General features: G+C 72.4%; 20 protein-coding genes. 12 read left to right on the top strand and 8 right to left on the bottom strand.

Features of this window, described 5'->3' with window-relative positions:
• Positions 1 to 228 precede the first annotated feature (228 nt).
• Together B079_RS0126955 and B079_RS0126950 are read left to right on the top strand one after the other, a co-directional pair.
• Entirely contained in the window at positions 229 to 1563 is a 1335-nt protein-coding gene (locus B079_RS0126955; RefSeq protein ID WP_018548965.1) for a hemolysin family protein, read from the top strand.
• The gene (locus B079_RS0126950; protein WP_018548964.1) at positions 1560 to 2687 is read left to right on the top strand and encodes a hemolysin family protein; all 1128 of its coding nucleotides are present in this window, start codon (positions 1560 to 1562) and stop codon (positions 2685 to 2687) included. The genes B079_RS0126955 and B079_RS0126950 overlap by 4 nt, the downstream gene beginning before the upstream one ends.
• Before the next feature lie 62 nt (positions 2688 to 2749).
• Here B079_RS0126950 and B079_RS0126945 read toward each other — a convergent pair whose 3' ends face one another.
• Both B079_RS0126945 and B079_RS0126940 read right to left on the bottom strand, forming a co-directional pair.
• Complete coding sequence (locus B079_RS0126945) at positions 2750 to 4615, bottom strand: AAA family ATPase (protein WP_026249120.1); 1866 nt, start codon at positions 4613 to 4615, stop codon at positions 2750 to 2752.
• Between the two features lie 430 nt (positions 4616 to 5045).
• Positions 5046 to 5666 (bottom strand): uridine kinase family protein, encoded by a 621-nt coding sequence (locus tag B079_RS0126940; protein WP_051095332.1) that lies wholly within the window; start codon positions 5664 to 5666, stop codon positions 5046 to 5048.
• Positions 5667 to 5917: 251 nt separating this feature from the next.
• On the opposite strand from B079_RS0126940, the gene B079_RS0126935 reads away from it, so the two are divergent.
• From B079_RS0126935 to B079_RS0126910, 6 genes are all read left to right on the top strand, one after another.
• Positions 5918 to 6874, top strand: a complete 957-nt coding sequence (locus tag B079_RS0126935) for a hypothetical protein (protein WP_026249118.1) — start codon at positions 5918 to 5920, stop codon at positions 6872 to 6874.
• 40 nt (positions 6875 to 6914) lie between these two features.
• Positions 6915 to 8456 (top strand): amino acid permease, encoded by a 1542-nt coding sequence (locus tag B079_RS0126930; RefSeq protein ID WP_018548960.1) that lies wholly within the window; start codon positions 6915 to 6917, stop codon positions 8454 to 8456.
• A gap of 315 nt (positions 8457 to 8771) precedes the next feature.
• Positions 8772 to 10133, top strand: a complete 1362-nt coding sequence (locus B079_RS0126925) for a peptidase C39 family protein (RefSeq protein WP_018548959.1) — start codon at positions 8772 to 8774, stop codon at positions 10131 to 10133.
• Between the two features lie 96 nt (positions 10134 to 10229).
• Positions 10230 to 10790, top strand: a complete 561-nt coding sequence (locus B079_RS0126920) for a GNAT family N-acetyltransferase (protein ID WP_018548958.1) — start codon at positions 10230 to 10232, stop codon at positions 10788 to 10790.
• A 205-nt stretch (positions 10791 to 10995) separates the two neighbouring features.
• Entirely contained in the window at positions 10996 to 11667 is a 672-nt protein-coding gene (locus B079_RS0126915; RefSeq protein WP_018548957.1) for a TetR/AcrR family transcriptional regulator, read from the top strand.
• A 268-nt stretch (positions 11668 to 11935) separates the two neighbouring features.
• Positions 11936 to 13108, top strand: a complete 1173-nt coding sequence (locus tag B079_RS0126910) for an acyl-CoA dehydrogenase (RefSeq protein ID WP_026249116.1) — start codon at positions 11936 to 11938, stop codon at positions 13106 to 13108.
• Here B079_RS0126910 and B079_RS0126905 read toward each other — a convergent pair.
• Both B079_RS0126905 and B079_RS0126900 read right to left on the bottom strand, forming a co-directional pair.
• Positions 13071 to 13304 (bottom strand): hypothetical protein, encoded by a 234-nt coding sequence (locus B079_RS0126905; protein WP_026249115.1) that lies wholly within the window; start codon positions 13302 to 13304, stop codon positions 13071 to 13073. The two genes, B079_RS0126910 and B079_RS0126905, sit on opposite strands and share 38 nt — an antisense overlap.
• A 219-nt stretch (positions 13305 to 13523) precedes the next feature.
• Positions 13524 to 13973, bottom strand: a complete 450-nt coding sequence (locus tag B079_RS0126900) for a hypothetical protein (RefSeq protein ID WP_018548955.1) — start codon at positions 13971 to 13973, stop codon at positions 13524 to 13526.
• A gap of 209 nt (positions 13974 to 14182) precedes the next feature.
• Between B079_RS0126900 and B079_RS0126895 the strand changes: the two genes are divergently transcribed.
• From B079_RS0126895 to fxsA, 4 genes are all read left to right on the top strand, one after another.
• Positions 14183 to 14623 carry an Lrp/AsnC family transcriptional regulator gene (locus tag B079_RS0126895; protein WP_018548954.1) on the top strand — a complete coding sequence of 147 codons (441 nt, stop codon included), beginning with the start codon at positions 14183 to 14185 and terminating at the stop codon, positions 14621 to 14623.
• A gap of 63 nt (positions 14624 to 14686) precedes the next feature.
• Positions 14687 to 16303 carry an amidohydrolase gene (locus B079_RS0126890; RefSeq protein WP_018548953.1) on the top strand — a complete coding sequence of 539 codons (1617 nt, stop codon included), beginning with the start codon at positions 14687 to 14689 and terminating at the stop codon, positions 16301 to 16303.
• A 533-nt stretch (positions 16304 to 16836) separates the two neighbouring features.
• A complete protein-coding gene (locus tag B079_RS0126885) occupies positions 16837 to 17682 on the top strand; it encodes a polyprenol monophosphomannose synthase (protein WP_018548952.1) in 846 nt (281 codons plus the stop codon).
• A gap of 74 nt (positions 17683 to 17756) precedes the next feature.
• The gene (fxsA, locus tag B079_RS0126880) at positions 17757 to 18317 is read left to right on the top strand and encodes an FxsA family membrane protein (RefSeq protein WP_018548951.1); all 561 of its coding nucleotides are present in this window, start codon (positions 17757 to 17759) and stop codon (positions 18315 to 18317) included.
• A 569-nt stretch (positions 18318 to 18886) separates the two neighbouring features.
• Here fxsA and B079_RS0126875 read toward each other — a convergent pair.
• The 4 genes from B079_RS0126875 to B079_RS0126860 form a co-directional block, all read right to left on the bottom strand.
• Complete coding sequence (locus tag B079_RS0126875) at positions 18887 to 19261, bottom strand: RNA polymerase-binding protein RbpA (protein ID WP_003977404.1); 375 nt, start codon at positions 19259 to 19261, stop codon at positions 18887 to 18889.
• Between the two features lie 255 nt (positions 19262 to 19516).
• Positions 19517 to 20863 carry an MFS transporter gene (locus B079_RS0126870; RefSeq protein WP_018548950.1) on the bottom strand — a complete coding sequence of 449 codons (1347 nt, stop codon included), beginning with the start codon at positions 20861 to 20863 and terminating at the stop codon, positions 19517 to 19519.
• A gap of 66 nt (positions 20864 to 20929) precedes the next feature.
• Complete coding sequence (locus B079_RS0126865) at positions 20930 to 21697, bottom strand: glycerophosphodiester phosphodiesterase (RefSeq protein WP_018548949.1); 768 nt, start codon at positions 21695 to 21697, stop codon at positions 20930 to 20932.
• The gene (locus B079_RS0126860) at positions 21694 to 22344 is read right to left on the bottom strand and encodes a YczE/YyaS/YitT family protein (RefSeq protein ID WP_018548948.1); all 651 of its coding nucleotides are present in this window, start codon (positions 22342 to 22344) and stop codon (positions 21694 to 21696) included. The genes B079_RS0126865 and B079_RS0126860 overlap by 4 nt, the downstream gene beginning before the upstream one ends.
• Between the last annotated feature and the right edge of the window lie 50 nt (positions 22345 to 22394).

The raw sequence follows: 22394 nt of genomic DNA, 5'->3' as shown, positions 1-22394 counted from the left end.
AGGGGCGCCGCCCCTGCCGCACCGGCCCCTGTCTTGACTAATCTGTTGGCGGAGGCGTCCCCATGGCGCCTCCGCCTCCGTCGTGCCACGCCCGGCGCGCACGGAGGTTTCCCTGCTATCCGAGGAGTGACCCTCTCCGGCGATGGACGGATCGTCCTGTAGTACCTGCGCCGCCCCCTGCCGACATACCGCGGACCCGTTCCGCGTACGTGGCGAGGCGGCGGCATCATGACCACCTCTCTGCTGCTTCTCGCGGCGGCCTTCCTGCTCATCCTCGCCAACGGCTTCTTCGTGGCGGCCGAATTCGGCCTCGTCACGGTCGAGCGGCCCGACGCCGAGAAAGCCGCCGCCGACGGCGACAAGCGTGCCCACCGGGTCGTGGAGTCGCTCAAGGAGCTGTCCTTCCAGCTCTCCGGCACCCAGCTGGGCATCACCATCACCTCCCTGGTCGTCGGCATGCTCGCCGAACCGGCCCTGGCCGACCTGCTGGACGGCCCCGTAGGCGCGCTCGGCGTCCCCGAGGGTGTGGCCTCCGGCATCGCCGTGATCGTCGGCATGCTGCTCGCCTCCGCGGTCCAGATGGTGATCGGCGAACTCGTGCCCAAGAACTGGGCGGTCTCCAAGCCGCTCCAGGTGGCCCGCTTCGTCGCGGGGCCGCAGCACCACTTCGCGCGCCTGTTCCGCCCGGTCATCGCCGTGCTGAACACGGTCGCGAACAAGCTGGTGCGCGCGCTCGGCGTCGAGCCCGCCGAGGAGCTGGCCTCCGCCCGCACCCCCGGTGAACTGGTCTCCCTGGCCCGGCACTCCGCACAGGCCGGAGCCCTGGAGCAGGACACCGCCGACCTGTTCGTGCGCACGCTCTCCCTGGGCGAGCTGACCGCACAGCACGTCATGACCCCGCGCGTGAAGGTCAGCGCGCTCGAGGACTCGGCCACCGCCGAGGACGTGGTCAATCTGACCCGGGCCACCGGCCTGTCCCGCTTCCCCGTCTACCGGGAGAAGATCGACGACGTGGTCGGCATGGTCCACCTCAAGGACGCCCTCGCGGTCCCGGCGCACGAGCGCCTGCGCACCCCGGTCGCCCGCATCGCCCGCAAGGCACTCCTCGTCCCGGAGACCCTGCCGGTGCGCCCCCTGCTGACCCGGCTGCGCAGCGAGCAGCCCATCGCGGTCGTCGTCGACGAGTACGGCGGCACGGCGGGCGTGGTCACCCTGGAGGACATCGTCGAGGAACTGGTCGGCGAGGTCCGCGACGAGCACGACCGCCAGGACGTGCCCGAACTCGTCGCCGCCCCGCCCGAGGACGGCCGCCCGGCCTGGGACGTGGACGGCGGCTGCCGGGTCGACGTGCTCCGGCGCATCGGCCTCGAAGCCCCCGAGGGGCCGTACGAGACCGTCGCCGGGCTGGTCGCCGACCTGCTCGGCCGTATCCCCGCGCCCGGTGACCGGGCCGAACTGCCCGGCTGGCGGCTCTCGGTGCGCCAGGTCCGCCACTACCGTGCCGAGCGGGTCCGCGTGGTCCGTACGGCCCCGGTGGCCGCGGTGAAGGAGACCGTGCGATGAGCGTCCTGCAACTCTTCTTCGCGGCGCTGCTCGTGCTCGCCAACGGATTCTTCGTCGGCGCCGAGTTCGCGCTCGTCTCCGTCCGCCGCAGCCAGATCGAACCGCTCGGCACCGCGCGGGCCCGCCAGGTCCTGCACGGTCTGGAGCGGCTGCCGCAGATGATGGCGGCGGCGCAGTTCGGCATCACCGTCTGCTCGCTGACCCTGGGCGCGGTGGCCGAGCCGACCGTGGCCCACCTCCTGGAGCCGCTGTTCGAGGCGGTCCACCTGCCCGAGGGCATGATCCATCCGCTGGGCTATGCCATCGCGCTCGCGGCGGTGGTCTTCTTCCACCTGGTCATCGGCGAGATGGTGCCGAAGAACCTCGCCATGGCCGCCCCGGAGAAGGCCGCGATCTGGCTCGGTCCCGGCCTGGTGTACTTCGCCCGGCTCTGCCGTCCGGTCACGGTGGCCCTCGGCGCGTGCGCCCAGGGCATCCTGCGGCTCTTCCGGGTCGAGCCCAAGGACGAGGTCGAGGCCGTCGTCACCAGCGAGCAGCTCAACCGCCTCCTGGAGGACTCAGGGCAGGCCGGACTGCTCGACCCCGAGGAGCAGGAGCGCCTGGAGGACGCCCTGGAGCTGGGTTCCCGCCCGGTCACCGACGTCCTGCTCAAGCGCGAGTCCCTGGTGACCGTGGACCCGTCGGTCACCCCGGCGGAGATCGTGGAGCTGACGGCGCGCACCGGCTACTCCCGCTTCCCGGTGTCCGCCTCGGCCAAGGGCGCCTTCATGGGGTACGTCCACGTCAAGGACGTCCTCGAGCTGGAGGACTCCGACCGCGCGGTGCCCCAGCACATCTGGCGGCCCATGGCCACGCTCCGCGCGGAACTCCCACTGGACGACGCGCTCGGCGTGATGCGCCGGGCGGCCACCCATCTGGCCCAGGTGGCCGACGCCTCCGGGCGGGTCCTTGGCCTGGTCGCCCTGGAGGACGCGCTGGAACTGCTGGTGGGCGAGGTCCACGACCCGGCCCATCCGCACCCGGCGCCCTCGCCCTCGGACAGGACCCCGGAGCCGGAGCGGTCCGGCGCGGAGGTCTCGGCGCCGAGGCCGAGCGGGGAGCCGGAGCAGGCCCTGACGGCCTGACCGGGGTCGTCCCGCGGGCCGAGCGCCCGACCGGGGTCACGCACAGGCCGCAGGACTCGTCGTCACATCGCCGACGGGTCCTGCGGCCCCCGCCCCGACAGCACCTCGCCGTACGCCTGCATCAGATCGGGCAGCCGCAGCGTGGCGAGATCGTCCCGGGACAGCGCCCCCGGGTACACCGAGAGCCGCAGGTCCCGGTAGGCGCAGCTCTTCTCGTACAGCGTGCGCAGGAACCGGCCGTTGCCCAGCTCGTCGATCCACCCCTGGTCGACCACGTGCCCGGCGATGGACCGCAGCTCCTCCACCGCCTCGTCGTCCCACCGGTCGCCGTTCTCCGCCGCCAGCACCCGGCCGATCTCGGTGAGTTCGCCGGGGCGGTACGACGGGAAGTCCACCCGGGTCGTGAAGCGCGAGGAGAGCCCGGGGTTGGCGGCCAGCAGCCGGTCCATGCCCTCCGGATAGCCGGCCAGGATCACCACCAGATGGTCCCGGTTGTCCTCGGCCCGCTTGAGCAGCACCTGAAGCGCCTCGTCGCCATACGCGTCGCCCTTGCCGTACCCGGAGTTGGAGAGCGCGTACGCCTCGTCCACGAACAGCACGCCGCCGATGGCGGAGTCGATCAGCTCGTTGGCCTTCACGGCCGTCTGGCCCAGATACTCGCCGACCAGGTCGGCGCGCTGGGCTTCCACCAGGTGGTCGCCGCCGAGCAGACCGAGGGCGTAGAAGACGCGGCCCAGGATGCGGGCGACGGTGGTCTTGCCGGTGCCCGAGGGGCCAGAGAAGACGAAGTGTCGTTTCGGCGGCTGCACCGGGAGCCCCTGCCCGGCCCGCAGCCGCGCCATGTTCAGCTGCGCGGAGAGCGCCTTCACCTGGCGCTTGACGGGTTCGAGCCCGACCATGCGCTCCAGCTCGGCCAGCGCCTCCTCCAGTAAGCCGGGGTCGGTCGGCCCGGTGGGCAGCGGCGCGGAGGCGGACGTACCGCTCTTCACCCGGACCGCGCGGTCCGGCACCGAGGGCAGGGGGCCGGTCGGCAGATCCGGTTCGGGCAGGCGCAGATCGCGGCCCTCGGTGCCGAAGAGCGGATCGAGGGTGTCCGGGCCGTCCATCGCGTCCTGTCCGGCACCGGCCAGCGTGATCGCGGCGAAGTCGCCCGGGTCGTCGTACCCGTCGCCCTCGGCGATGGCGGCGAGCCGGGCCGAGGTGTCCATGAAGGCGGGGTCGACCCGGTGCACCGCCCGGTACAGCGGCAGGGCGGCGGCGCTGCGCCCGGTGCCCTCGTGCGCGCGGGCCAGCCAGTAGCGCAGCTCCTTGCGCTGGGGCTGCTCGCTGCGGCAGCGCATCAGGGCCGCCGAGAGCAGCGGCTCGGCCTGCCCGTACATCTCCAGGCGCACCCGGGCCATGCCGCCGAACAGCCCGGCCTCGATGCCGAGCAGCGAGTCGTCGAGCAGCGGATCGGTGTGCCGCACCAACTGGTCCCAGTCCTTGACCAGATAGGAGCGGCACGCGTGCAGGAAGCGGACCTGCGGGTCGGTGTCCACCGGCGGCAGTCCGGCAAGGGCCCGGTCCAGCTCGGGCACATGGCGGCCGTCCAGCCAGTGCGAGGCGTGCGCCAGCAGCAGATCGCGCGGGCTCTCCAGCACCGGCTGCACCCACCAGCCCAGCCAGTACCAGGAGTTGAGGGCGCGGCGGTGCCGGGCGCGCTGCTCCCCGAACCGTTCGCGGTGCCGGAACATCCGCAGCAGCGCGGTCGTCGTGTCCACCCGCAGCGCGTGCAGTCCGAGCCAGGCGTCGGCCATCCCCGGGTCCATCCGCACCGCGGCGCGGAACTCTTCCTCGGCCTGCGGGTAGGCGCCCATCGTGTAGGCGTCCACGCCCCGCGTCCAGGCGAGGTCGGCCGGGGCCTCGGAGCCCCGCGTGCCGAAGTCCATCATCCCCCCACGAACCGTGCCCCCGATGGTCACCACCGGGCAGGCGCCCGACGGCCGCCGCGGTCGAACCGCTGTGCCGCGGAACGGAGTTGCAGGTGCGCGAGGCAGCAGCTCGAAGGTCGCACCGAGGGCATCGTACCCGCGGGACGACCAGGTGCCGAAGGGTGTGACAAGGGCCGTTCCACGAGGTGGGAGCATACGGGGCGCACACCGCGTGGTCACCGAGAGTGAGAATCCGAGGCCGCGAAAGGGGCCCGGAGGCGGCGTCAGGGCAGAACGAAGCCCCCGGTCACGGGGGAACAACCGGGGGCTTCGTGTCTGCGGGGCGACTCCGGAGAGCCGCACATTGAGAACGTAAGACCTGTACGGGCCCTCGGTCAAGCGGAGTTGGGGCCCTTGTGAAAGTTGGCCGCCCCCCGTCTTCACGAGTTCACCACACTGCCGATGGTCCCTCACGGTGAGTGACATCTTGGTCTGGTCCATCGCTCATCGCGGGCCCCGGCAGCACCTCGTACCCCTCGCGCCTCTGGCGCACCAGAAGATCCGCACGGGGGCGCGAGGGGTCGTCCGCGAAATGCGCGCGCTCCGCGGCCGTCCAGCCGTCCCAGAACTCCCGCTGGGCCGCGCCGTCCCGCCGCCGCCCGCGCGCCCACGCCTGCGGGGCGGGCAGCTCCATCCACAGCAGCAGCGCGAGATGCGCGCGCAGCTCCCGGCGGCCCGCGCCGACCCCCTCCACCAGGACCACGGGCGCGGGCGGCAGCGGACGGGGCGGCCCGAAGGCGCGCAGATTCCAGTCGTAGGGGGTGTACCGCGCGCTCTCGCCGCGCGCCAGCGGGGTGAGCACCTGCTCCGTGAAGCGGCCGGTCCAGCCGAAGAGATGGTCGTGGCTCGCGAAGTCGTCCAGGTGGAGGACGGGCGCGCCGCCCAGTGCGTCCGCCAGGCGCGCGGCGAAGGTGGACTTCCCGGAACCGGCGTGCCCGTCGACGCCCACCAGCCGGACCGGACCCAGCGACGGGGGCAGCGCGCGCAGCCGGGCGGCGAGGTGCTGAATGGCGATTCCCGAGGTGTGATGCGGTGTGGGGGAGTTCTCCGGAAACAGTCTAGTAGCGGCCGGTGCGGGCACCCGCGCGGGCACCGAAACGTCACCCCTTGAACCACTGGCTGACTTCCGGTCAATGACCGGATATTACGTTCCGATTCCGCCGACCGATTTGTGGATTTAGGCGTTCCCGGTGCGGCGGCGGCTGAGTAAGGTGCCTCCTGCGCAACTGTGATGCGCCGTATGCGGACGGACAGGAGAGCATGGCCGCGGAGTTATTCGAAGGGCACTATGTATGGCATCCGGCGGCCGACGACCGTGTCCTGGCGAGTGTTTGCGTCGATGTGCGCGCCGGGCGTTATCGCTACGCCCAGGAGGTCCTGGCCGAGACGCGTTCCGACTTCGCCCTGCGCGCCCACCGCTCGCTGGTGCTCGCCTCCGAGGCGGCCGGCACCGACCTGGTCGAGCAGTGGCTCGCCGAGGAGACCACCCCCGAGTCCATGCTGATGTGGGCCCGGGTCGCCGTGCAGCGCGCGATGCGGGCCGCCGACGCACGTGACGAACGCGCCGAGACGCTGGAACGGATCGCCCTGACGGCCTGCGACCGGGCCGCCGCCCTCGCCCCCGACGACCCCACGCCCTGGGTCGCCAAGCTCACCATGGCCCGGCTGCACCGGCTGCGCGACCCCGCCCCGCAGGGCCTGCTCACCTCCCCGCCCGGCCCCTGGCGGCTGTTCTCGCACGTCCTGTCCCTCGACCCCTGGAACCGCGAGGGCCACCACCGCTTCCTCTCCTTCTTCTTCACACGCCACGGCGGCTCGGTGAACGCGGCCTGGGACGTGGCCGCCTTCCTCAGCCAGCGGGCGCCCGCCGACTCCGCCCTCAGACTGCTGCCCCTGGTGGCCCTGGTGGAGAGCTACAACCCCACCCAACTGCTCGCGGACCGGGTCTGGGAGCAGCCCCAGTGGCGCTCCACCACCCTGGCCGCCTACCGCAACTGGCTTCCCACGGTGGCCGGTTACCGCTTCACCCCCGTGCTCGACCTGGCCTACCTCGCACACGCACTGGTCATGGCCCAGTGCGAGTTCGAGGCCCGGGCGGTCTTCGCGGCGATGGGCCCGTACGCCTCGCGGATGCCCTGGAGCGCCTTCGGCGACCCCGCCGAGCAGCTCTCCCGGGCCCGGCGCGCATGCGGACTGCCCGTCCCCGGACCCGCCTGACCCCGTACCCGCTCTGTCCCCACAACAGAAAGGCCGAGCTGTGTCGGAACGGATATCGACGCCCCGGGAGAAGTCCCGGGGGGACGAGGAACCGGTCGTCCTCGACGACGACGCGACGCTGCACGCTATGGGTTATCCGCGGAAACTGACGCGCCGTTTCAAGGCGTTCGACAATTTCGCGATCTCCTTCACCATCATCAATATCCTCTCGGGTATCTTCTCCTCCTTCGGATTCGGTATGAATGCGGGCGGCCCCCGTATTCTCGTGTTCGGCTGGATCGGCGTCTCGGTGATGGTCCTGTTCATCGGAGCCGCGATGGCGGAGGTGGCCTCCGCCTATCCGACGAGCGGTGCGCTGTATTTCTCGGCGGGCAAGCTCGCCAAGCGGCACAAGGGCGCCTGGTCGTGGTTCACCGGATGGCTGAACTTCGTCGGTCAGATCGGCGGCACCGCCGCCACGGGCTACGCAGCCGCCACCTTCATCCAGGCGTTCGTCGCCCTCCAGTGGCCGTCGTACGAGCCCACCGCGCACCAGACCGTGCTGCTCACGGCCCTGATCATCGTGCTCCAGGGGCTCGCCAACACCTACACCGTCCAGCTCGTCGCCGTGCTGAACCGGATTTCCGTGTGGTGGCTGCTGATCGGACTCGTGGTGATCGTGACCGCACTCATCGTGATTCCGGATCACCATCAGTCGGCGTCGTTCGTCACGCATTTCGAGAACAACACCGGCTTCACCAACGGCCTTTACGGCGGCATGTTGGGCCTGCTCGTCACCAGCTGGACGTTCACCGGGTTCGACGGCAGCTTCCACATGTCCGAGGAAACGGTTCAGGCCACCGTCAACGCGCCGAAGGGGATCACCCGGGCCATCGGCTATTCGGCCGTGACCGGCCTGATCCTGATGCTGGCACTGGTCTACAGCATTAGCGACTACGCCAAGGTGGCCGGCTCCGACGCGCCTCCCGTCCAGATTCTCATCGACGGTCTCGGACTCGGCACCGCCAAGGCGATGCTGCTCATCGTCATCGGCGCGATGCTGTTCTGCGGTCTCGCCAACCTCACCAGCAACACCCGGCAGATCTTCGCCTTCTCCCGCGACGGCGCGATGCCCGGCTCCCGCTGGTGGCACTCCGTCTCCCCGCGCACCCGGACGCCCGTCAAGGCCGTCTGGCTCGCCGTCGCCTGCTCGCTCGCCCTGGTGGTCCCCGGCTGGTGGTCCCACACCGCCTTCACCGCCATCGTCAGCGTCAACGTGGTCGGGCTCTTCCTCGCCTACGCGGTGCCGATCTTCCTCCGGCTGCGGCTCGGCGACGACTTCCAGGCCGGTCCCTGGCACCTGGGCCGCTGGGGCCGCCCGATCGGCTGGCTCGCCGTGACCTGGATCCTGCTGAGCAGCGTCCTCTTCATGCTCCCCCAGGCGTCCCCGATCACCGTCGACTCCTTCAACTACGCCCCCATCGCCCTGGCGGCCGTCCTCCTGATCGCCACGATCTGGTGGTTCACCACGGCCCGCCGCCGCTTCCAGGGCCCGGTCAGCTACGGCCGCCCGGACGAGGTGGCGGCGATGGACCTGATCTGAGCGGGCCCCTCCGGGGGTTCGGCAGGTTCCCCGCACGAGGGGGCCCGGGTGCGGATATCCGGGCCCCCTCGGGGCTGATGCCGGCAGCGCGGGAAGGCCGATGCGGGCAGCGCCTGACCAGCCGGACCCCCGTCCCAGCGACCGGCGTCATTGGTTGAACCAATGTTCCTCGTGCGGCATGTGAGGAAGTGCTGGCAGGGGCATGGCGGGGGGCGCATAGTGGGCGCGAAGCCGTGCGTCGTTCGCACGTGTCCGTACGTGTCGGCACGTGTCCGTATCTGTCCGCACCTGGACTCCCTGGGGGTAGTCGCGTCCATGAGCAGAGCCCAGCAGCCCTCCCGCCGCAGTGTCCTCGGGGCGGCCGTCGCCGTCGCCGTGAGCGCGGGGGCGGTCTCCGCCGTTCCCGCCGTCGCCGCTCCGGCCGTACGGCACGGCGGGGCGCCCGGCCGTCCCGTCGAGTACCACGCCTGGACCTCGTACTCGGACTGGCGGCGCGGGAGCGCGCACGGCGTCCGGGCCGTCGCCGGATCGCGGCCCGGAGTCGTGATCGGCGCCCCCGCGGGCCGTACCGACTACACGGACCCGCACACCGGCACCACCGCCACCTGGGAGTACGCCACCTGGACCTCGCCCGTGCACCGGCTGTCCGTGCCCGCCACCGAGGTCATCGCCTCCTGGAACGCGCACACCCCCGACGGCACCTGGATCCAGACCGAGCTGAGCGGGACGTACTCCGACGGCACCGCGACCCCCTGGTACGTGATGGGCCGCTGGGCCTCCGGCGACCAGGACATCCGGCGCACCTCGGTGGACGACCAGAGCGACGGCAAGAGTTCCGTGTGGACGGACACCTTTGCCATCGACGACGCGAGCACGGGCCTGCGCCTGGTCGCGTACCGGCTGCGCCTGACCCTGTACCGCAAGCCCGGCACCCACGCGACCCCCACGGTCCGCCGCCTGGGCGCCATGGGCTCGGACATCCCCGACCGCTTCACGGTCCCGGCCTCCGCCCCCGGCCTGACCCGCGAACTCGCCGTACCGCGCTACTCGCAGGAGATCCACAAGGGCCAGTACCCGCAGTACGACAACGGCGGCGAGGCATGGTGCAGCCCCACCTCCTCGCAGATGATCATCGAGTACTGGGGCGCCCACCCCACCCCCGAGCAGCTGTCCTGGGTCGACCCCTCCTACGCCGACCCCCAGGTCTGCCACGCGGCCCGCTCCACCTACGACTACCAGTACGAGGGCTGCGGCAACTGGCCCTTCAACGCCGCCTACGCCGCCTCCTACCCCGGCCTCCAGTCCCTCGTCACCCGCCTCACCTCCCTGACCGACCTGGAGACCCTGATCGCGGCCGGCATCCCCGCCATCACCTCCCAGTCCTTCCTCAAAACCGAACTCACCGGCGCGGGCTACGGCACCTCCGGCCACCTCATGACCGTCATCGGCTTCACCACCGAGGGCGACATCATCGCCAACGACCCGGCATCCCCGAGCGACGACGCGGTACGGCGGGTGTACGCACGGCGAGAGTTCGAGAACATCTGGCTGCGGACGAAGCGGTACGACGCGAACGGGCAGGTCAGGAGTGGTACGGGGGGTGTCTGTTACCTGTACTTCCCGGAGCACCCGACCCCGCGTCAGCGGGCGGCGCTCGCGGCGGTGGGGGTGCGCTGAGCGGGGGTCGCCGCCGTCCTCCGTCGGCCGGAGAGCCTGTGAGTCGGCTGTCCGGTTATCCTTCCCCGTCTTGTCAGGCCAGGAAGGATCGGCATCATGAGCGGCACCCCGTCACCCTTTCCCGAGCGGATCGAGCTCACCGGGGAAGGGCTTGTCCTGCGTGACTGGACGGAAGCGGATCTGGACGCGATGCCGGAGCTGTTCGACCACCCCGACATCGCGTACTGGACGCCGATCGTCTCGCCCTTCGACGCGGTGGCCGCCCGTGCCCGGCTGGAGCGGGACCGGCGGTTGCGGGCGGAGGGCACGGCCATCCTGCTCGCCATCACCGTCGACGGCCGCGCGCCGCTCGGCGAGGTGATGCTGCGGCGCGCTCCGGAGGGCACGGAGATCGGCTACGCGGTCGGACCGGCGTACCGGGGCCAGGGGCTGGCCGCGCGGGCGGTGCGGGTGATGGCCGCGTACGCCTTCGGGCACCTGGGTGCGGAACAGGTGATCCTGGAGCTGGAGGCCGAGAACGCGGCCAGCGTCGCCGTGGCCACCAAGGCGGGGTTCAGCCTGCTCGACGTGCCGCTGATCGAGGGGGAGGAGAAGGGGCGGCCCTACGCCTTGCAGACGTGGGGCCTGCGGTCGACAGGGACAGCCTGTTCAGGATGACGGTCTTGTCCGGGGGACGGCTCACCCGCTGAGGGGACGGTCCGCCGCTGAGGAGAGGGCCCGACCCGGCGCCGATCCACGCGACCGGCGCCGCCCCCTGCCCCCGTCCGCCCCGCCCGCTCCCGTACGCCCCCTCACCCGAACGGCCGCCTCTGCCATACTGCGGGTGTCCCGCCGACCGCACAGACCAGGGCCGGAATTGAATATGCGTCAACAGCCCGCCGCCCTCACCCAGGCCGTCGGCCCGGGCCGACCGACGCGTGGTACCGAGCGCTCCGCGGCGCGCCGGGCCGAGCTGATCGCCATCGGGCGCAAGCTGTTCGCCGACCGGTCCTACGACGCGCTGTCCATGGACGACATCGCGCGCCAGGCGCATGTCGCCAAGGGGCTCATCTACTACTACTTCCGGTCGAAGCGCGGTTACTACCTCGCGATCATCCAGGAATCCGTCGCGGACCTGGTCACCTTCGCCGCGAGCGGGCTCGAACTGCCCGCCGTGGACCGGCTGCACCGCACGCTCGACAGTTATCTGAGGTTCGCGGAGCACCACCAGGCGGCCTACCGCACCATCGTCAGCGGCGGGGTCGGCTTCGACGCCGAGGTGCACGCGATCCGGGACGGGGTGCGCGAGGCGATCGTCGACACCATCGCCGAGGGGGCGTACGGCAGGACCGCCGTCGGGTCGCTCGCCCGCAGCGGTCTGTTCTCCTGGGTGTGCAGCGTGGAGGGCGCCACGCTCGACTGGATCGACCGCCCGGTGCTGACCCGCGACACCCTGTGCGAGCTGCTGGTCAAGACGCTCGGCGGCACCCTGCGCGCCATCGAGGAGCTGGACCCCTCCTGCCCGGCCCCGCCCCCGGCCCGCCGGGACGCCTGAGCCCGCGTCCACGACACCGCCCCCGCTTCACTCCAACGGCCCCGCGCACCCATGATCGACAGGGCGGCGCGGGGCCTTTTCGGGTTTCCTGAAGTAAGCGCTCGTTAACTGGTGACGGGAGGTCCCCGATCGGGCATACTCACGGCACAGCCGCTGGTCAGCCGCCTCCGAGACCCGGAGCGGGCCGTCGGCGACGGAACGATCAGGCGGAGCCGCCCGACCCGAGGCGCACTCCGCCGGTGTGCCCGACAGGGAGGAGACCGACGCCATGTCCGACCGCGACCCGCAGCCGGTGGAGCGTCAACTGCCCACGGAAGAGGCCCGCGACCTGCTCGCGCTGGTCCGTGAGATCGCCCAGCGCGAGATCGCGCCGAAGGCGGCCGAGGAGGAGGACGCCGCCCGCTTCCCGCGCGAAGTCTTCACCCTGCTCTCGGAGGCGGGCCTGCTCGGCCTGCCCTACGACGCCGAGTACGGCGGAGGGGACCAGCCCTACGAGGTCTACCTCCAGGTCCTGGAGGAGCTGGCCGCCGCCCGCCTCACCGTCGGCCTCGGCGTCAGCGTGCACACCCTCGCCTCGTACGCCCTGGCCACCCACGGCACCAAGCAGCAGCAGGTCGAGCACCTGCCCGCGATGCTCGGCGGCGGTCTGCTCGGCGCGTACTGCCTCTCCGAGCCCGCCTCCGGCTCGGACGCCGCCTCACTGCGCACCCGGGCCGTCCGCGACGGCGACTCCTGGGTGCTCACCGGCACCAAGGCGTGGATCACCCACGGCGGCATCGCGGACTTCTACACGGTGATGGCCCGCACCGGCGAGGACGGCCCGCGCGGCATCACCGCCTTCCTGGTCCCCGGCGACGCCGAGGGGCTGAGCGCGGCGGCGCCCGAGAAGAAGATGGGCCTCAAGGGCAGCCCCACCGCCCAGGTTCACCTGGACGGCGTAAGGGTCGCCGACGACCGGCGCATAGGTGAGGAGGGCCAGGGCTTCTCCATCGCCCTGTCGGCCCTGGACTCGGGCCGCCTCGGTATCGCCGCGTGCGCCATCGGCGTGGCCCAGGCCGCCCTGGACGCGGCGGTCGGGTACGCCACCGAACGCAGACAGTTCGGCCATCCCATCGCGGACTTCCAGGGCCTGCGCTTCATGATCGCCGACATGGCCACCCAGATCGAGGCGGGCCGTGCGCTCTACCTGGCCGCCGCCCGGCTGCGCGACGCGGGACTGCCGTTCGCCAAGCAGGCCGCCATGGCCAAGCTGCACTGCACCGACACCGCGATGCGGGTCACCACGGACGCCGTACAGATCCTCGGCGGCTACGGCTACACCGCCGACTTCCCGGCCGAGCGCTACATGCGCGAGGCCAAGGTGCTCCAGATCGTCGAGGGCACCAACCAGATCCAGCGGATGGTCATCGCCCGTCATGTGGCGGGCCCGGAGGCTCGCTGAACTGCCCCTTGACGACCTGCGGGGCCGCCAGTTCGACCCACTCCGGGTCGTGGCGGCCCGGCAGGGTGCGGCCCCGGTCGGCCCAGGCGCGCATCACCTCCCGGTAGATGGGCGGGTCCTGCGGCGGCTGGGGCGCGGCCGGTTCCGCGGGCCGTGGGACGAAGGGCCGGCGCTGACGCCCGGTGGCCGTGTGCATGGGGGTCATGCCAGGCCAACGCGGTCCCGCCCGCCGGGGTCACCCCCGCGCCAAATCGAGCGTCAGTCCACCCGCGTCGGCCGCCGCCCCCCGGCCCCGCCTCACCCGTACGGCACAGCGCTTCACTCGTACGGAAGCGCCCCTCACCCGAACGGCACAACGCCCCGCCCCCTGGTGCGACTCGCACGGGGAGGCGGGGCGTTCGTCGGATACGGGGGCTCAGGCGGCCCGGTCGCGCATCGCCGGTACGCGCATCGGGCGCGAGCCCGGGCCGCCGACGTGCGAGAAGGGCTGGGTGCGCCAGTCCAGACCCTGGGGGAGCGTCAGGAGCAGGGCGGTGTCCTGCTCCTGCGGCGCGGCGGACGCGTCGGCCGGGCGGGCGTCCGCCGCCGCGCGGCCGGTGCCCGCACAGGCCGTCAGGCCGAACGGGTTCCACGGCGAGGCGCACCGCGCGTGCTCCGGCAGCACCTCCTCGTCCGCGAGGAGCGCGATGGGCTGCGCACAGTCCGGGCAGATCACCCGGTACATCTCGAACGTGTCGTAGGTGTCCTCGGCGTCCAGGCTCTCGGCGTCGTCGTCGAAGTCGGGTTCGACGTACTCCGGCACGGGCTCGACGACGCGCGGCTGCCGCCTGGCGGCGGGACGGACGGGGCGCTTGACACTCTGCATGGGATTCTCCCCCTAAGGCTGGGCCGTGAAGGCACTGCGGCCTCGACCACAGCAAGCACTTCCCGTCCGCTCTCGGCGGTAATCGTGAGAACATCACGCAGCGCGCACAAGTCTTGTGGTGTTCGTCACATGGCGAGCTGAGCGTACCCCGTATGACCTGCGCAGCTCGGGTACCGGAAAGGATCGTGCGGCCTGTAGGTTCTTGCGACATGGAGGAGCTGGACCGTCAGATCGTGCAGCTGCTCGTCAAGGACGGGCGGATGAGCTACACAGACCTGGGCAAGGCCACGGGCCTGTCCACGTCGGCCGTGCACCAGCGGGTGCGCCGGCTCGAACAGCGGGGCGTCATCCGCGGGTACGCGGCCGTCGTCGACCCCGAGGCCGTCGGGCTGCCGCTGACCGCCTTCATCTCGGTCAAACCCTTCGACCCCAGCGCCCCGGACGACATCGCCGACCGGCTCGCGGGCGTCCCCGAGATCGAGGCCTGCCACAGCGTCGCCGGGGACGAGAACTACATCCTCAAGGTCCGCGTGGCCACCCCGCACGAGCTGGAGGAACTGCTCGCCCGGCTCCGCTCGCTGGCCGGGGTCTCCACCCGCACCACGGTCGTGCTCTCCACGCCGTACGAGGCACGGCCGCCGAGGATCTGACCCCCTCGGTCCCCGTCCGCCCCGGTTCCCGCCCTCCCGCGCGCACGCGAGAGACTGTGGGACATGAGTGACCAGTGCGCCGACCCCACGAGCGACCCCCAGACCGTCCTGCTGCGCCGGGGCGAGGTCCACAGCCCCGCCGACCCCTTCGCCACCGCGATGGTCGTGGAGCGCGGCCAGGTCGCCTGGGTCGGCTCCGAGGGCGCCGCCGACGCCTTCGCCGACGGCGTGGACCAGGTGATCGACCTCGACGGCGCCCTCGTCACCCCGGCCTTCACCGACGCCCACGTCCACACCACGGCCACCGGCCTCGCCCTGACCGGGCTCGACCTCTCCGACGCGCCGTCCCTGGAGGCGGCCCTCGACCGGGTCCGTGCCTTCGCCGCCCGGCGCCCCGCCGACCGGGTGCTCCTCGGTCACGGCTGGGACGCCGCCCGCTGGCCGGGCGGGCGCCCGCCGACCCGCGCCGAGCTGGACGCCGCGACCGGCGGCCGTCCCCTCTACCTCTCCCGCGCCGACGTCCACTCGGCCGTCGTCAGCACCGCCCTCCTCGACCTCGTACCCGCCGCGGTGAGCCGCGCCGACGCGCCGCTCACCGCCGACGACCACCACGCCGTCCGCGAGGCCGCCTTCGCCGCGCTCACCCCCGCCCAGCGCGCCGAGGCCCAGCGCGCGGCGCTCGACCGCGCCGCCTCCCTCGGCATCGGCTCCGTGCACGAGTGCGGCGGCCCCGCGATCTCCTCCGAGGACGACTTCACCGGCCTCCTGAAGCTCGCCGCCGAACGGCACGGACCCCGCGTCATCGGCTACTGGGCCGAACAGGACGTGGACAAGGCCCGCGCCCTCGGCGCCCTCGGCGCGGCGGGCGACCTCTTCGTGGACGGCGCCCTCGGCTCCCACACCGCCTGCCTGCACGAGCCGTACGCCGACACCGGCCGCACCGGCACCGCCTACCTGGACGCCGACGCGGTCGCCGCACACGTCGTCGCCTGCACCGAGGCGGGCCTCCAGGCGGGCTTCCACGCCATCGGGGACGCGGCCGTCACCGCTGTCGTGGACGGGATGCGTGCCGCCGCCGAGAAGGTCGGCCTCGCCCGGGTCCGGGCCGCCCGGCACCGCGTCGAGCACGCCGAGATGCTGACCCCCGAGACGGTCGCCGCCTTCGCGGAGCTGGGCCTGATCGCCTCCGTGCAGCCCGCCTTCGACGCGGTCTGGGGCGGCGAGGACGGCATGTACGCCCAGCGGCTCGGCGCCGAGCGGGCCCGCACGCTCAACCCCTTCGCCGCCCTGCTGCGCGCCGGAGTACCCCTCGCTTTCGGCTCGGACAGCCCGGTCACCCCGCTCGACCCCTGGGGCACCGTCCGCGCCGCCGCCTTCCACCGCACCCCCGAGCACCGGGTCTCGGTGCGCGCCGCGTTCACCGCGCACACGCGCGGCGGCTGGCGGGCCATCGGCCGCGACGACGCGGGCGTCCTGGTGCCCGGCGCCCCGGCCGACTACGCCGTCTGGCACACCGGCGAACTGGTCGTCCAGGCCCCCGACGACCGGGTCGCCCGCTGGTCCACCGACCCGCGCTCCGGCACCCCCGGCCTGCCTGACCTGGGCCCCGACCGCGAACTGCCCGTCTGCCTGCGCACGGTGGTGGGCGGCCGGACCGTGTACGTACGGCCGGGCGAGTGATCTACGGCGGCGGCGCCACCCGGGGTCCGCGCCGCCGCACCGCCGCCCGACCTGCGCATCCTTGCGACAAGCCCCGCCCCCGCCGGTGTTTGTGCAGGCCACAGGGCTGTTGACAGTCGAAGGGCGGGGGCCGGTAGGTTCGGCCGCGTCCACCACCGGACGCCCGGCCGCCGAGTGTTCGCGTACTCGTCGCAGCGCCGCTGGGTCAGGGACGGTGTGCCGCTTGGGGGCACCGTCGCTGGGTGCCAGGCTCAGCGTCCGCGCCGACGGGGGAACGCTCCGCCGGCCGGCCAGGTGTGACCCGGGTGGGGCCCGGTCGCTCAGTAGACAACGGCTCTCGGTCGACCCGCAGCCAGCGGGCCCCAGGTCGGCCCGAAGGGCGCCGGGCCCCCATCCGCCGCCGGACAGAACGGTGAAAAAGCGATTCCTACCCGCCTCTTGCGCAATCGACACCACCGTAGGAACGTGCTGTCACGTCATCGCAGGCCGTGACCACTATGGTGGACGCCTGCGTACGACATGAAGGGGCAGCAGTGAACGACGGCGAGACCCTCGAGGCCACGGCCCGGGGGAGGCAGTTCGGCCCGCTCGGCACGGTCCTGGTGATCATTCCGACCTACAACGAGGCGGAGAACATCAAGGCGATCGTGGGCCGGGTACGCAAGGCCGTCCCCGCAGCACACGTCCTCGTGGCGGATGACAACAGCCCCGACGGCACCGGCAAGCTCGCCGACGAGCTGGCGGCGGCCGACGATCACGTCAAGGTGCTGCACCGCAAGGGCAAGGAGGGCCTGGGCGCCGCCTACCTCGCGGGCTTCCGCTGGGGCCTGGAGCACGGCTACGGCGTCCTGGTCGAGATGGACGCCGACGGCTCCCACCAGCCCGAGGAACTGCCCCGTCTGCTCACCGCGCTCAAGGGCGCCGACCTGGTGCTCGGCTCCCGCTGGGTGCCCGGTGGCCGGGTGGTCAACTGGCCCAAGTCCCGCGAGGCCATCTCGCGCGGCGGCAGCCTCTACTCCCGCCTCGCCCTGGACCTCCCGCTGCGCGACATCACCGGCGGCTACCGCGCCTTCCGCCGCGAGACCCTGGAGGGGCTCGGCCTGGAGGAGGTCGCCTCGCAGGGGTACTGCTTCCAGGTCGACCTGGCCCGGCGCTCGGTCAAGGCCGGGTACCACGTGGTCGAAGTGCCGATCACCTTCGTGGAGCGCGAGTTCGGCGACTCCAAGATGAGCAAGGACATCCTGGTCGAGGCGCTGTGGCGGGTCACCGCGTGGGGCGTGGGGGACCGGGTGGGCAAGCTCAGGGCCAAGGGTGCGGTCAAGGGCGGGAGCAAGGCCGACACCAAGTCCGACGCCAAGGGCGCCGTCGGGGGCGAGTAGCCTCCACCGGGTCCGGCCGCCGGGACGATCACCCCCTTATCCCGCGCTGAGCCGGGCCCAGGCACACTGGAACCATGACGACTGGCGCACCCACCCCTCCGCAGACGCAGACCGGGCGTCCCCGGCGTTCGGCCCTGCGCCGCTGGCTGCCGCTGGGCCTCGCCGCCTGGCTGGTGCTGGAGATCTGGCTGCTGATCCTGGTCGCGGACGCGGCCGGGGGACTGGCCGTGTTCCTGCTGCTGGTCGCGGGCTTCGTCGCGGGCGCCGTCGTCGTCAAGCGCGCGGGCCGCCGGGCCTTCCGCAACCTGGACGAGGCCCTGCGGCGTGGCACCGCCCCCTCTTCGGGCGGCGGCAACGGCCTGCTGATGCTCGCCGGACTGCTGCTGATGATCCCGGGCGTGCTCTCCGACGTGGCCGGACTGCTCCTGCTGCTGCCCCCGGTCCAGACCCTCGTACGCCGCCGCACCGACCACCTGGTGAACCGCAAGCTCCGCGTGGCCGCCCCGGGCTCCCTCGGCGACGCCTTCCAGCAGGCCCGCATCCACCGCCCCGACGGCAAGGTCGTCCAGGGCGAGGTCATCCGCGAACACCACGACGACACCCCGGACGAACCCCGCCCACCCCTGAACCGCTGAACGCGCCGGACGCTCCCGCCCAAGCCCCGGTCTCACTGCTCCCGACGCCGCAGACCCGCTGACGACCGAAGCCCCGCGCCCGCGCCACTGCCTCTCGCGTTCCCGCCACCGCTTCCCGCGTTCGTGTGACTGCCTCCCGCGTTCGTGCCACCGCCTCCCGCACCTGCGCGCCGCTTCCCGCGTCCGCCCCACCGGCCTCCCACGTCCGCGCACCGTTTCCCGTGTCTGGGCACCGTTTCCCGTGCCCGCGCCGCCGCCTCCCGCGCACCGCTTCCCGCGCACCGCTTCCTGCGGATCCTCCGCCTCGTCGCGTGCCTCGTACGGGTGGACGGGCGGAGCGAGGGGACGCCGATGTGGCCGCTGAAGAGCGTCGCCCCCGCCGGTTTTGCGCCGCCAGGACACGGACGGTCGTGCGCGCCCCGGACGGCGGGCGGCCGGGCCGGACAGCTGACGAGGGCAGCCGGGTTCAGACAGCGAGGGCGGGCCCGGACAGCACAGAACCGCGGGCGCCGTACATCGCGAAGATGTACGGCGCCCGCGGTTCTCTCGCGTGCCAGCCCCCGGAGGGGTTACGCGGACTTGCGGCTGTCGCGCGGGTGTACGGCGATGTTCATCGCCCCCGAGCGCAGAACCGCCAGGCGCTCCTCGAGGACCTCTTCGAGCTCCTCACGGGTGCGCCGCTCCATCAGCATGTCCCAGTGGGTACGCGCGGGCTTGGCCTTCTTCTCCTCAGGGCCGTCGCCGTCGACCAGGAGTGCCTGGGCGCCGCAGACCTTGCACTCCCACTCCGGCGGAATCTCCGCCTCGACCGAGAAGGGCATCTCGAAGCGATGCCCCTTCTCACATGCGTACTCCACGGCCTGGCGCGGGGCCAGGTCGATGCCGCGGTCCGTCTCGTAGCTGGTCACCACGAGGCGCGTACCGCGAAGAGCTCGCTCACTCATGAATCGTGCCTCCCGGGCTTGTCGCCCACAGGACAGGTGTCGCTGTCGTCGTCATCCGGTCAACGTCCGGTCGGCGGTAAAGATTCCCGTTCAGGGTCATGCGTCGCCGTCGTAGCCGCCCCTTGTTCTACCCACAGGCGCCCGGTTTGTCACATCTGACAGCAGATGTCACCCAGCGTTTCGCTGGCTTTGACGCGCAGTAACGGTACGCCTGGCAGGCCAAACGCGTACACTACCGCCCTTTCGTGTGGAACGCTAAATCCTGTCCGGAACCGGATTCCCCGCCTCGTCGATCGCACGCCGCACCGGAACCCGGGCCAGCAGGACGAAGCCGATGACGAAGAAGGCCACCAGCGACACGATCGCCGAGCGGTAGCTCCCGGTCAGCTGGTAGGTCAGCCCGAACAGCAGAGGGCCGAGCCAGCTCATACCCCGGTCGCTCAGCTCGTAAGCCGAGAAGTACTCGGCCTCCTTGCCCGGCGGGACCAGGTGCGAGAAGAGCGAGCGGGACAGGGCCTGGCTGCCGCCGAGGACCAGACCGATGGCACCGGCGAGCACGAAGAACCACACCGGCACCCGGGCGGGCAGGAAGTACCCGGCACCCAGCGTCAGTGTCCACGCCACCAGCGAGCCCAGCACCGTGCGCTGCGCGCCGTAGCTCCGCGCGAGGCGCCCCATGGCCAGCGCGCCCGCCACCGCCAGCACCTGGACGAGGAGGACCGCGCCGATCAGCGTGGACTGGCCGAGCCGCAGCTCCTCCGAGCCGTAGACCGACGCCTGGGTGATCACCGTCTGGATGCCGTCGTTGTAGACGAGGTAGGCCAGCAGGAAGGCCAGGGTGCGCGGGTGGCGGCGCATGTCCCGTACGGTCGCCGCGAGCTGGCGCAGGCCCGTCGGCGCGGCGGCGGCCACGCGCGCGTGCCGGTCGCGCAGCGCGCGCAGCGGTACGAGCGTGAAGGCGCCCCACCACAGCCCGGCCGTGGCCAGACAGATCCGTACGGCCTCCGACTGGGTCAGCCCGAAGGAGTCGTGCGCGGAGAAGAGCACCAGGTCGGCGACGAGGACCAGGGAGCCAGACGCGTAGCCGAAGGCCCAGCCGCGCGAGGAGACCGCGTCGCGCTCGGCGGGCGTGGAGATCTGCGGCAGATAGGCGTTGTAGAGCATCATCCCGACCGACTGCGCCGCGTTGGCGACGATCAGGAGGAGTCCGCCGAGCAGATAGCGGTCGCCGTCCAGGAAGAACATGCCGGTCGTCGCGGCGGCCCCGGTGTACGCGGCGGCGGCCAGCAGCGGCTTCTTGCGGCCGGTGCGGTCGGCGGCGCTGCCCACCAGCGGCATGATCAGCACGGCCACGATCACCGACAGGGAGACCGCGTACGCGAAGAACGAGCCCGCGCGCACCGGGATGCCGAGCGGATGGACGTACCCCTCGGCGTCGGCCGCGTGGCGGGCGACGGCCGTGAGGTACGGGCCGAGGAACACGGTCAGGACGCTCGTCGAATAGACCGAGCACGCCCAGTCGTAGAAGTACCAGCCGCGCTGTTCGCGCCGCAGTCCGGCGGCCTCGTCGGCCACCTCCGCCCGCACGGTGTCGGTGCCCACCCCGCGCCCTCGCTTCCCCGCCGCAGTGCCGTGCGCGCGGCGGGCGGCGAGGGCACTCGGGGCGGTTCAGACCCAGGCGCCCCGGTCCTCCATGACCTCACGCAACGTGTCGATGTGATCGGTCATGATGCCATCGACTCCCAGATCCAGGAGCCGGTGCATCCGCTCGGATTCGTTGATCGTCCACACGTGCACCTGCACCCCGCGCGCGTGGGCGGCGCGCACGAAGGCCGCGTCCACCACCGGGACGCCCGACTGCGCCTCCGGCACCTGTGCGGCCACCGCCGAACCGCGCACCGGGACGGGCAGCCCCCAGGAGCGCAGCCGCAGCCCGAGCACCCCGCGCGTGCCGAACGAGGTCGCCAGGCGCGGCCCGGCCAGGCGCTGCGCCCGCACCACCCGTGCCTCGGAGAAGGAGCCCGCGCACACCCGGTCCCAGGCGTTCGTCCGCTCGACCAGCTCCAGGAACGGCAGCAGCGCCGACTCCGACTTGAGGTCCACGTTCCAGCGGATGCCGGGGAACGTCTCCAGCAACTCCTCGAAGAGCGGCACCGGTTCCGCGCCTCCCACCCGCGCCTGGCTCACCTCCCGCCAGGGCAGGTCCGCGATCCGGCCCCGGCCGTCGGTCGTGCGGTCCAGGGTCGGGTCGTGGAAGGCGACGAGCCGGCCGTCCGCCGTGGTGTGCACGTCGGTCTCCATGTACCGGTAGCCCAGCTCGGCCGCGCGCCGGAACTGCGCGACGGTGTTCTCCAGGCCCTCGGCCGCGCCGCCCCGGTGGGCGAAGGCGAGCGGGGCGGGGTGGTCCAGGTAGGGGTGGCGTATCCGCGAGGTCACGGGCGCAGTATCGCGCGGGCGGGTGTCCCGGCGGCAACCACGGTGGCGGGGCCGCTCGACGGGAGGGCGAACACGCGCAGGAACAGCTGGGCGAGCGGGCCGATCGACAGCGCGTACAGGACCGTGCCGACGCCCACCGTGCCGCCGAGCGCGAAGCCGGTCGCGACCACGGTCACCTCCACGCATGTGCGCAGCAGCCGGATCGAGCGGCCGGTGCGCTGGTGCAGCCCGGTCATCAGGCCGTCGCGCGGCCCTGGCCCGAAGGCCGCCGCGATGTACAGGCCGGTCGCCGCGCCGTTGAGGACGATCCCCGCCACCAGCAGCAGGACGCGGCCCACCAGGCCGTGCACGGGGGGCAGCACGGACAGGGTGGCGTCCAGGGCGAAGCCGATCACCAGGACGTTGGAGACCGTGCCGAGGCCCGGGCGCTGGCGCAGCGGTATCCAGAGCAGCAGCACGAGCGCGCCGACGATCGTCAGGACGACACCCATGCTGAGCCCCGTCAGCCGGGCCAGGCCCTGGTGCAAGACGTTCCACGGCTCCATGCCGAGGTCGGCGCGGACGAGGAGCGCCGAACTGGCGCCGTAGAGCGCGAGTCCGCCGTAGAGCTGGACCAGGCGTCGGCCGAGACGGCCCCGAGTGGACATCGGATACCCCCCTGGGGTGGAAGCAGTGGACTGACCCGTGTCACTCTGTG

The sequence above is a fragment of the Streptomyces sp. LaPpAH-108 genome, assembly GCF_000373625.1.
Classification (GTDB): domain Bacteria; phylum Actinomycetota; class Actinomycetes; order Streptomycetales; family Streptomycetaceae; genus Streptomyces.
The sequence above is the reverse complement of the archived record's forward strand: the minus strand, read 5'-3'. Positions and strand labels throughout refer to the sequence as shown.

Bases quoted from the DNA above. Each gene is read 5' to 3' on its own strand.
- B079_RS0126955 (WP_018548965.1), top strand. From the start codon at position 229: ATGACCACCTCTCTGCTGCTTCTCGCGGCGGCCTTCCTGCTCATCCTC.
- B079_RS0126950 (WP_018548964.1), top strand. From the start codon at position 1,560: ATGAGCGTCCTGCAACTCTTCTTCGCGGCGCTGCTCGTGCTCGCCAAC.
- B079_RS0126945 (WP_026249120.1), bottom strand. From the start codon at position 4,615: ATGGACTTCGGCACGCGGGGCTCCGAGGCCCCGGCCGACCTCGCCTGG.
- B079_RS0126935 (WP_026249118.1), top strand. From the start codon at position 5,918: ATGGCCGCGGAGTTATTCGAAGGGCACTATGTATGGCATCCGGCGGCC.
- B079_RS0126925 (WP_018548959.1), top strand. From the start codon at position 8,772: ATGAGCAGAGCCCAGCAGCCCTCCCGCCGCAGTGTCCTCGGGGCGGCC.
- B079_RS0126920 (WP_018548958.1), top strand. From the start codon at position 10,230: ATGAGCGGCACCCCGTCACCCTTTCCCGAGCGGATCGAGCTCACCGGG.
- B079_RS0126915 (WP_018548957.1), top strand. From the start codon at position 10,996: ATGCGTCAACAGCCCGCCGCCCTCACCCAGGCCGTCGGCCCGGGCCGA.
- B079_RS0126910 (WP_026249116.1), top strand. From the start codon at position 11,936: ATGTCCGACCGCGACCCGCAGCCGGTGGAGCGTCAACTGCCCACGGAA.
- B079_RS0126905 (WP_026249115.1), bottom strand. From the start codon at position 13,304: ATGCACACGGCCACCGGGCGTCAGCGCCGGCCCTTCGTCCCACGGCCC.
- B079_RS0126900 (WP_018548955.1), bottom strand. From the start codon at position 13,973: ATGCAGAGTGTCAAGCGCCCCGTCCGTCCCGCCGCCAGGCGGCAGCCG.
- B079_RS0126895 (WP_018548954.1), top strand. From the start codon at position 14,183: ATGGAGGAGCTGGACCGTCAGATCGTGCAGCTGCTCGTCAAGGACGGG.
- B079_RS0126890 (WP_018548953.1), top strand. From the start codon at position 14,687: ATGAGTGACCAGTGCGCCGACCCCACGAGCGACCCCCAGACCGTCCTG.
- fxsA (WP_018548951.1), top strand. From the start codon at position 17,757: ATGACGACTGGCGCACCCACCCCTCCGCAGACGCAGACCGGGCGTCCC.
- B079_RS0126875 (WP_003977404.1), bottom strand. From the start codon at position 19,261: ATGAGTGAGCGAGCTCTTCGCGGTACGCGCCTCGTGGTGACCAGCTAC.
- B079_RS0126860 (WP_018548948.1), bottom strand. From the start codon at position 22,344: ATGTCCACTCGGGGCCGTCTCGGCCGACGCCTGGTCCAGCTCTACGGC.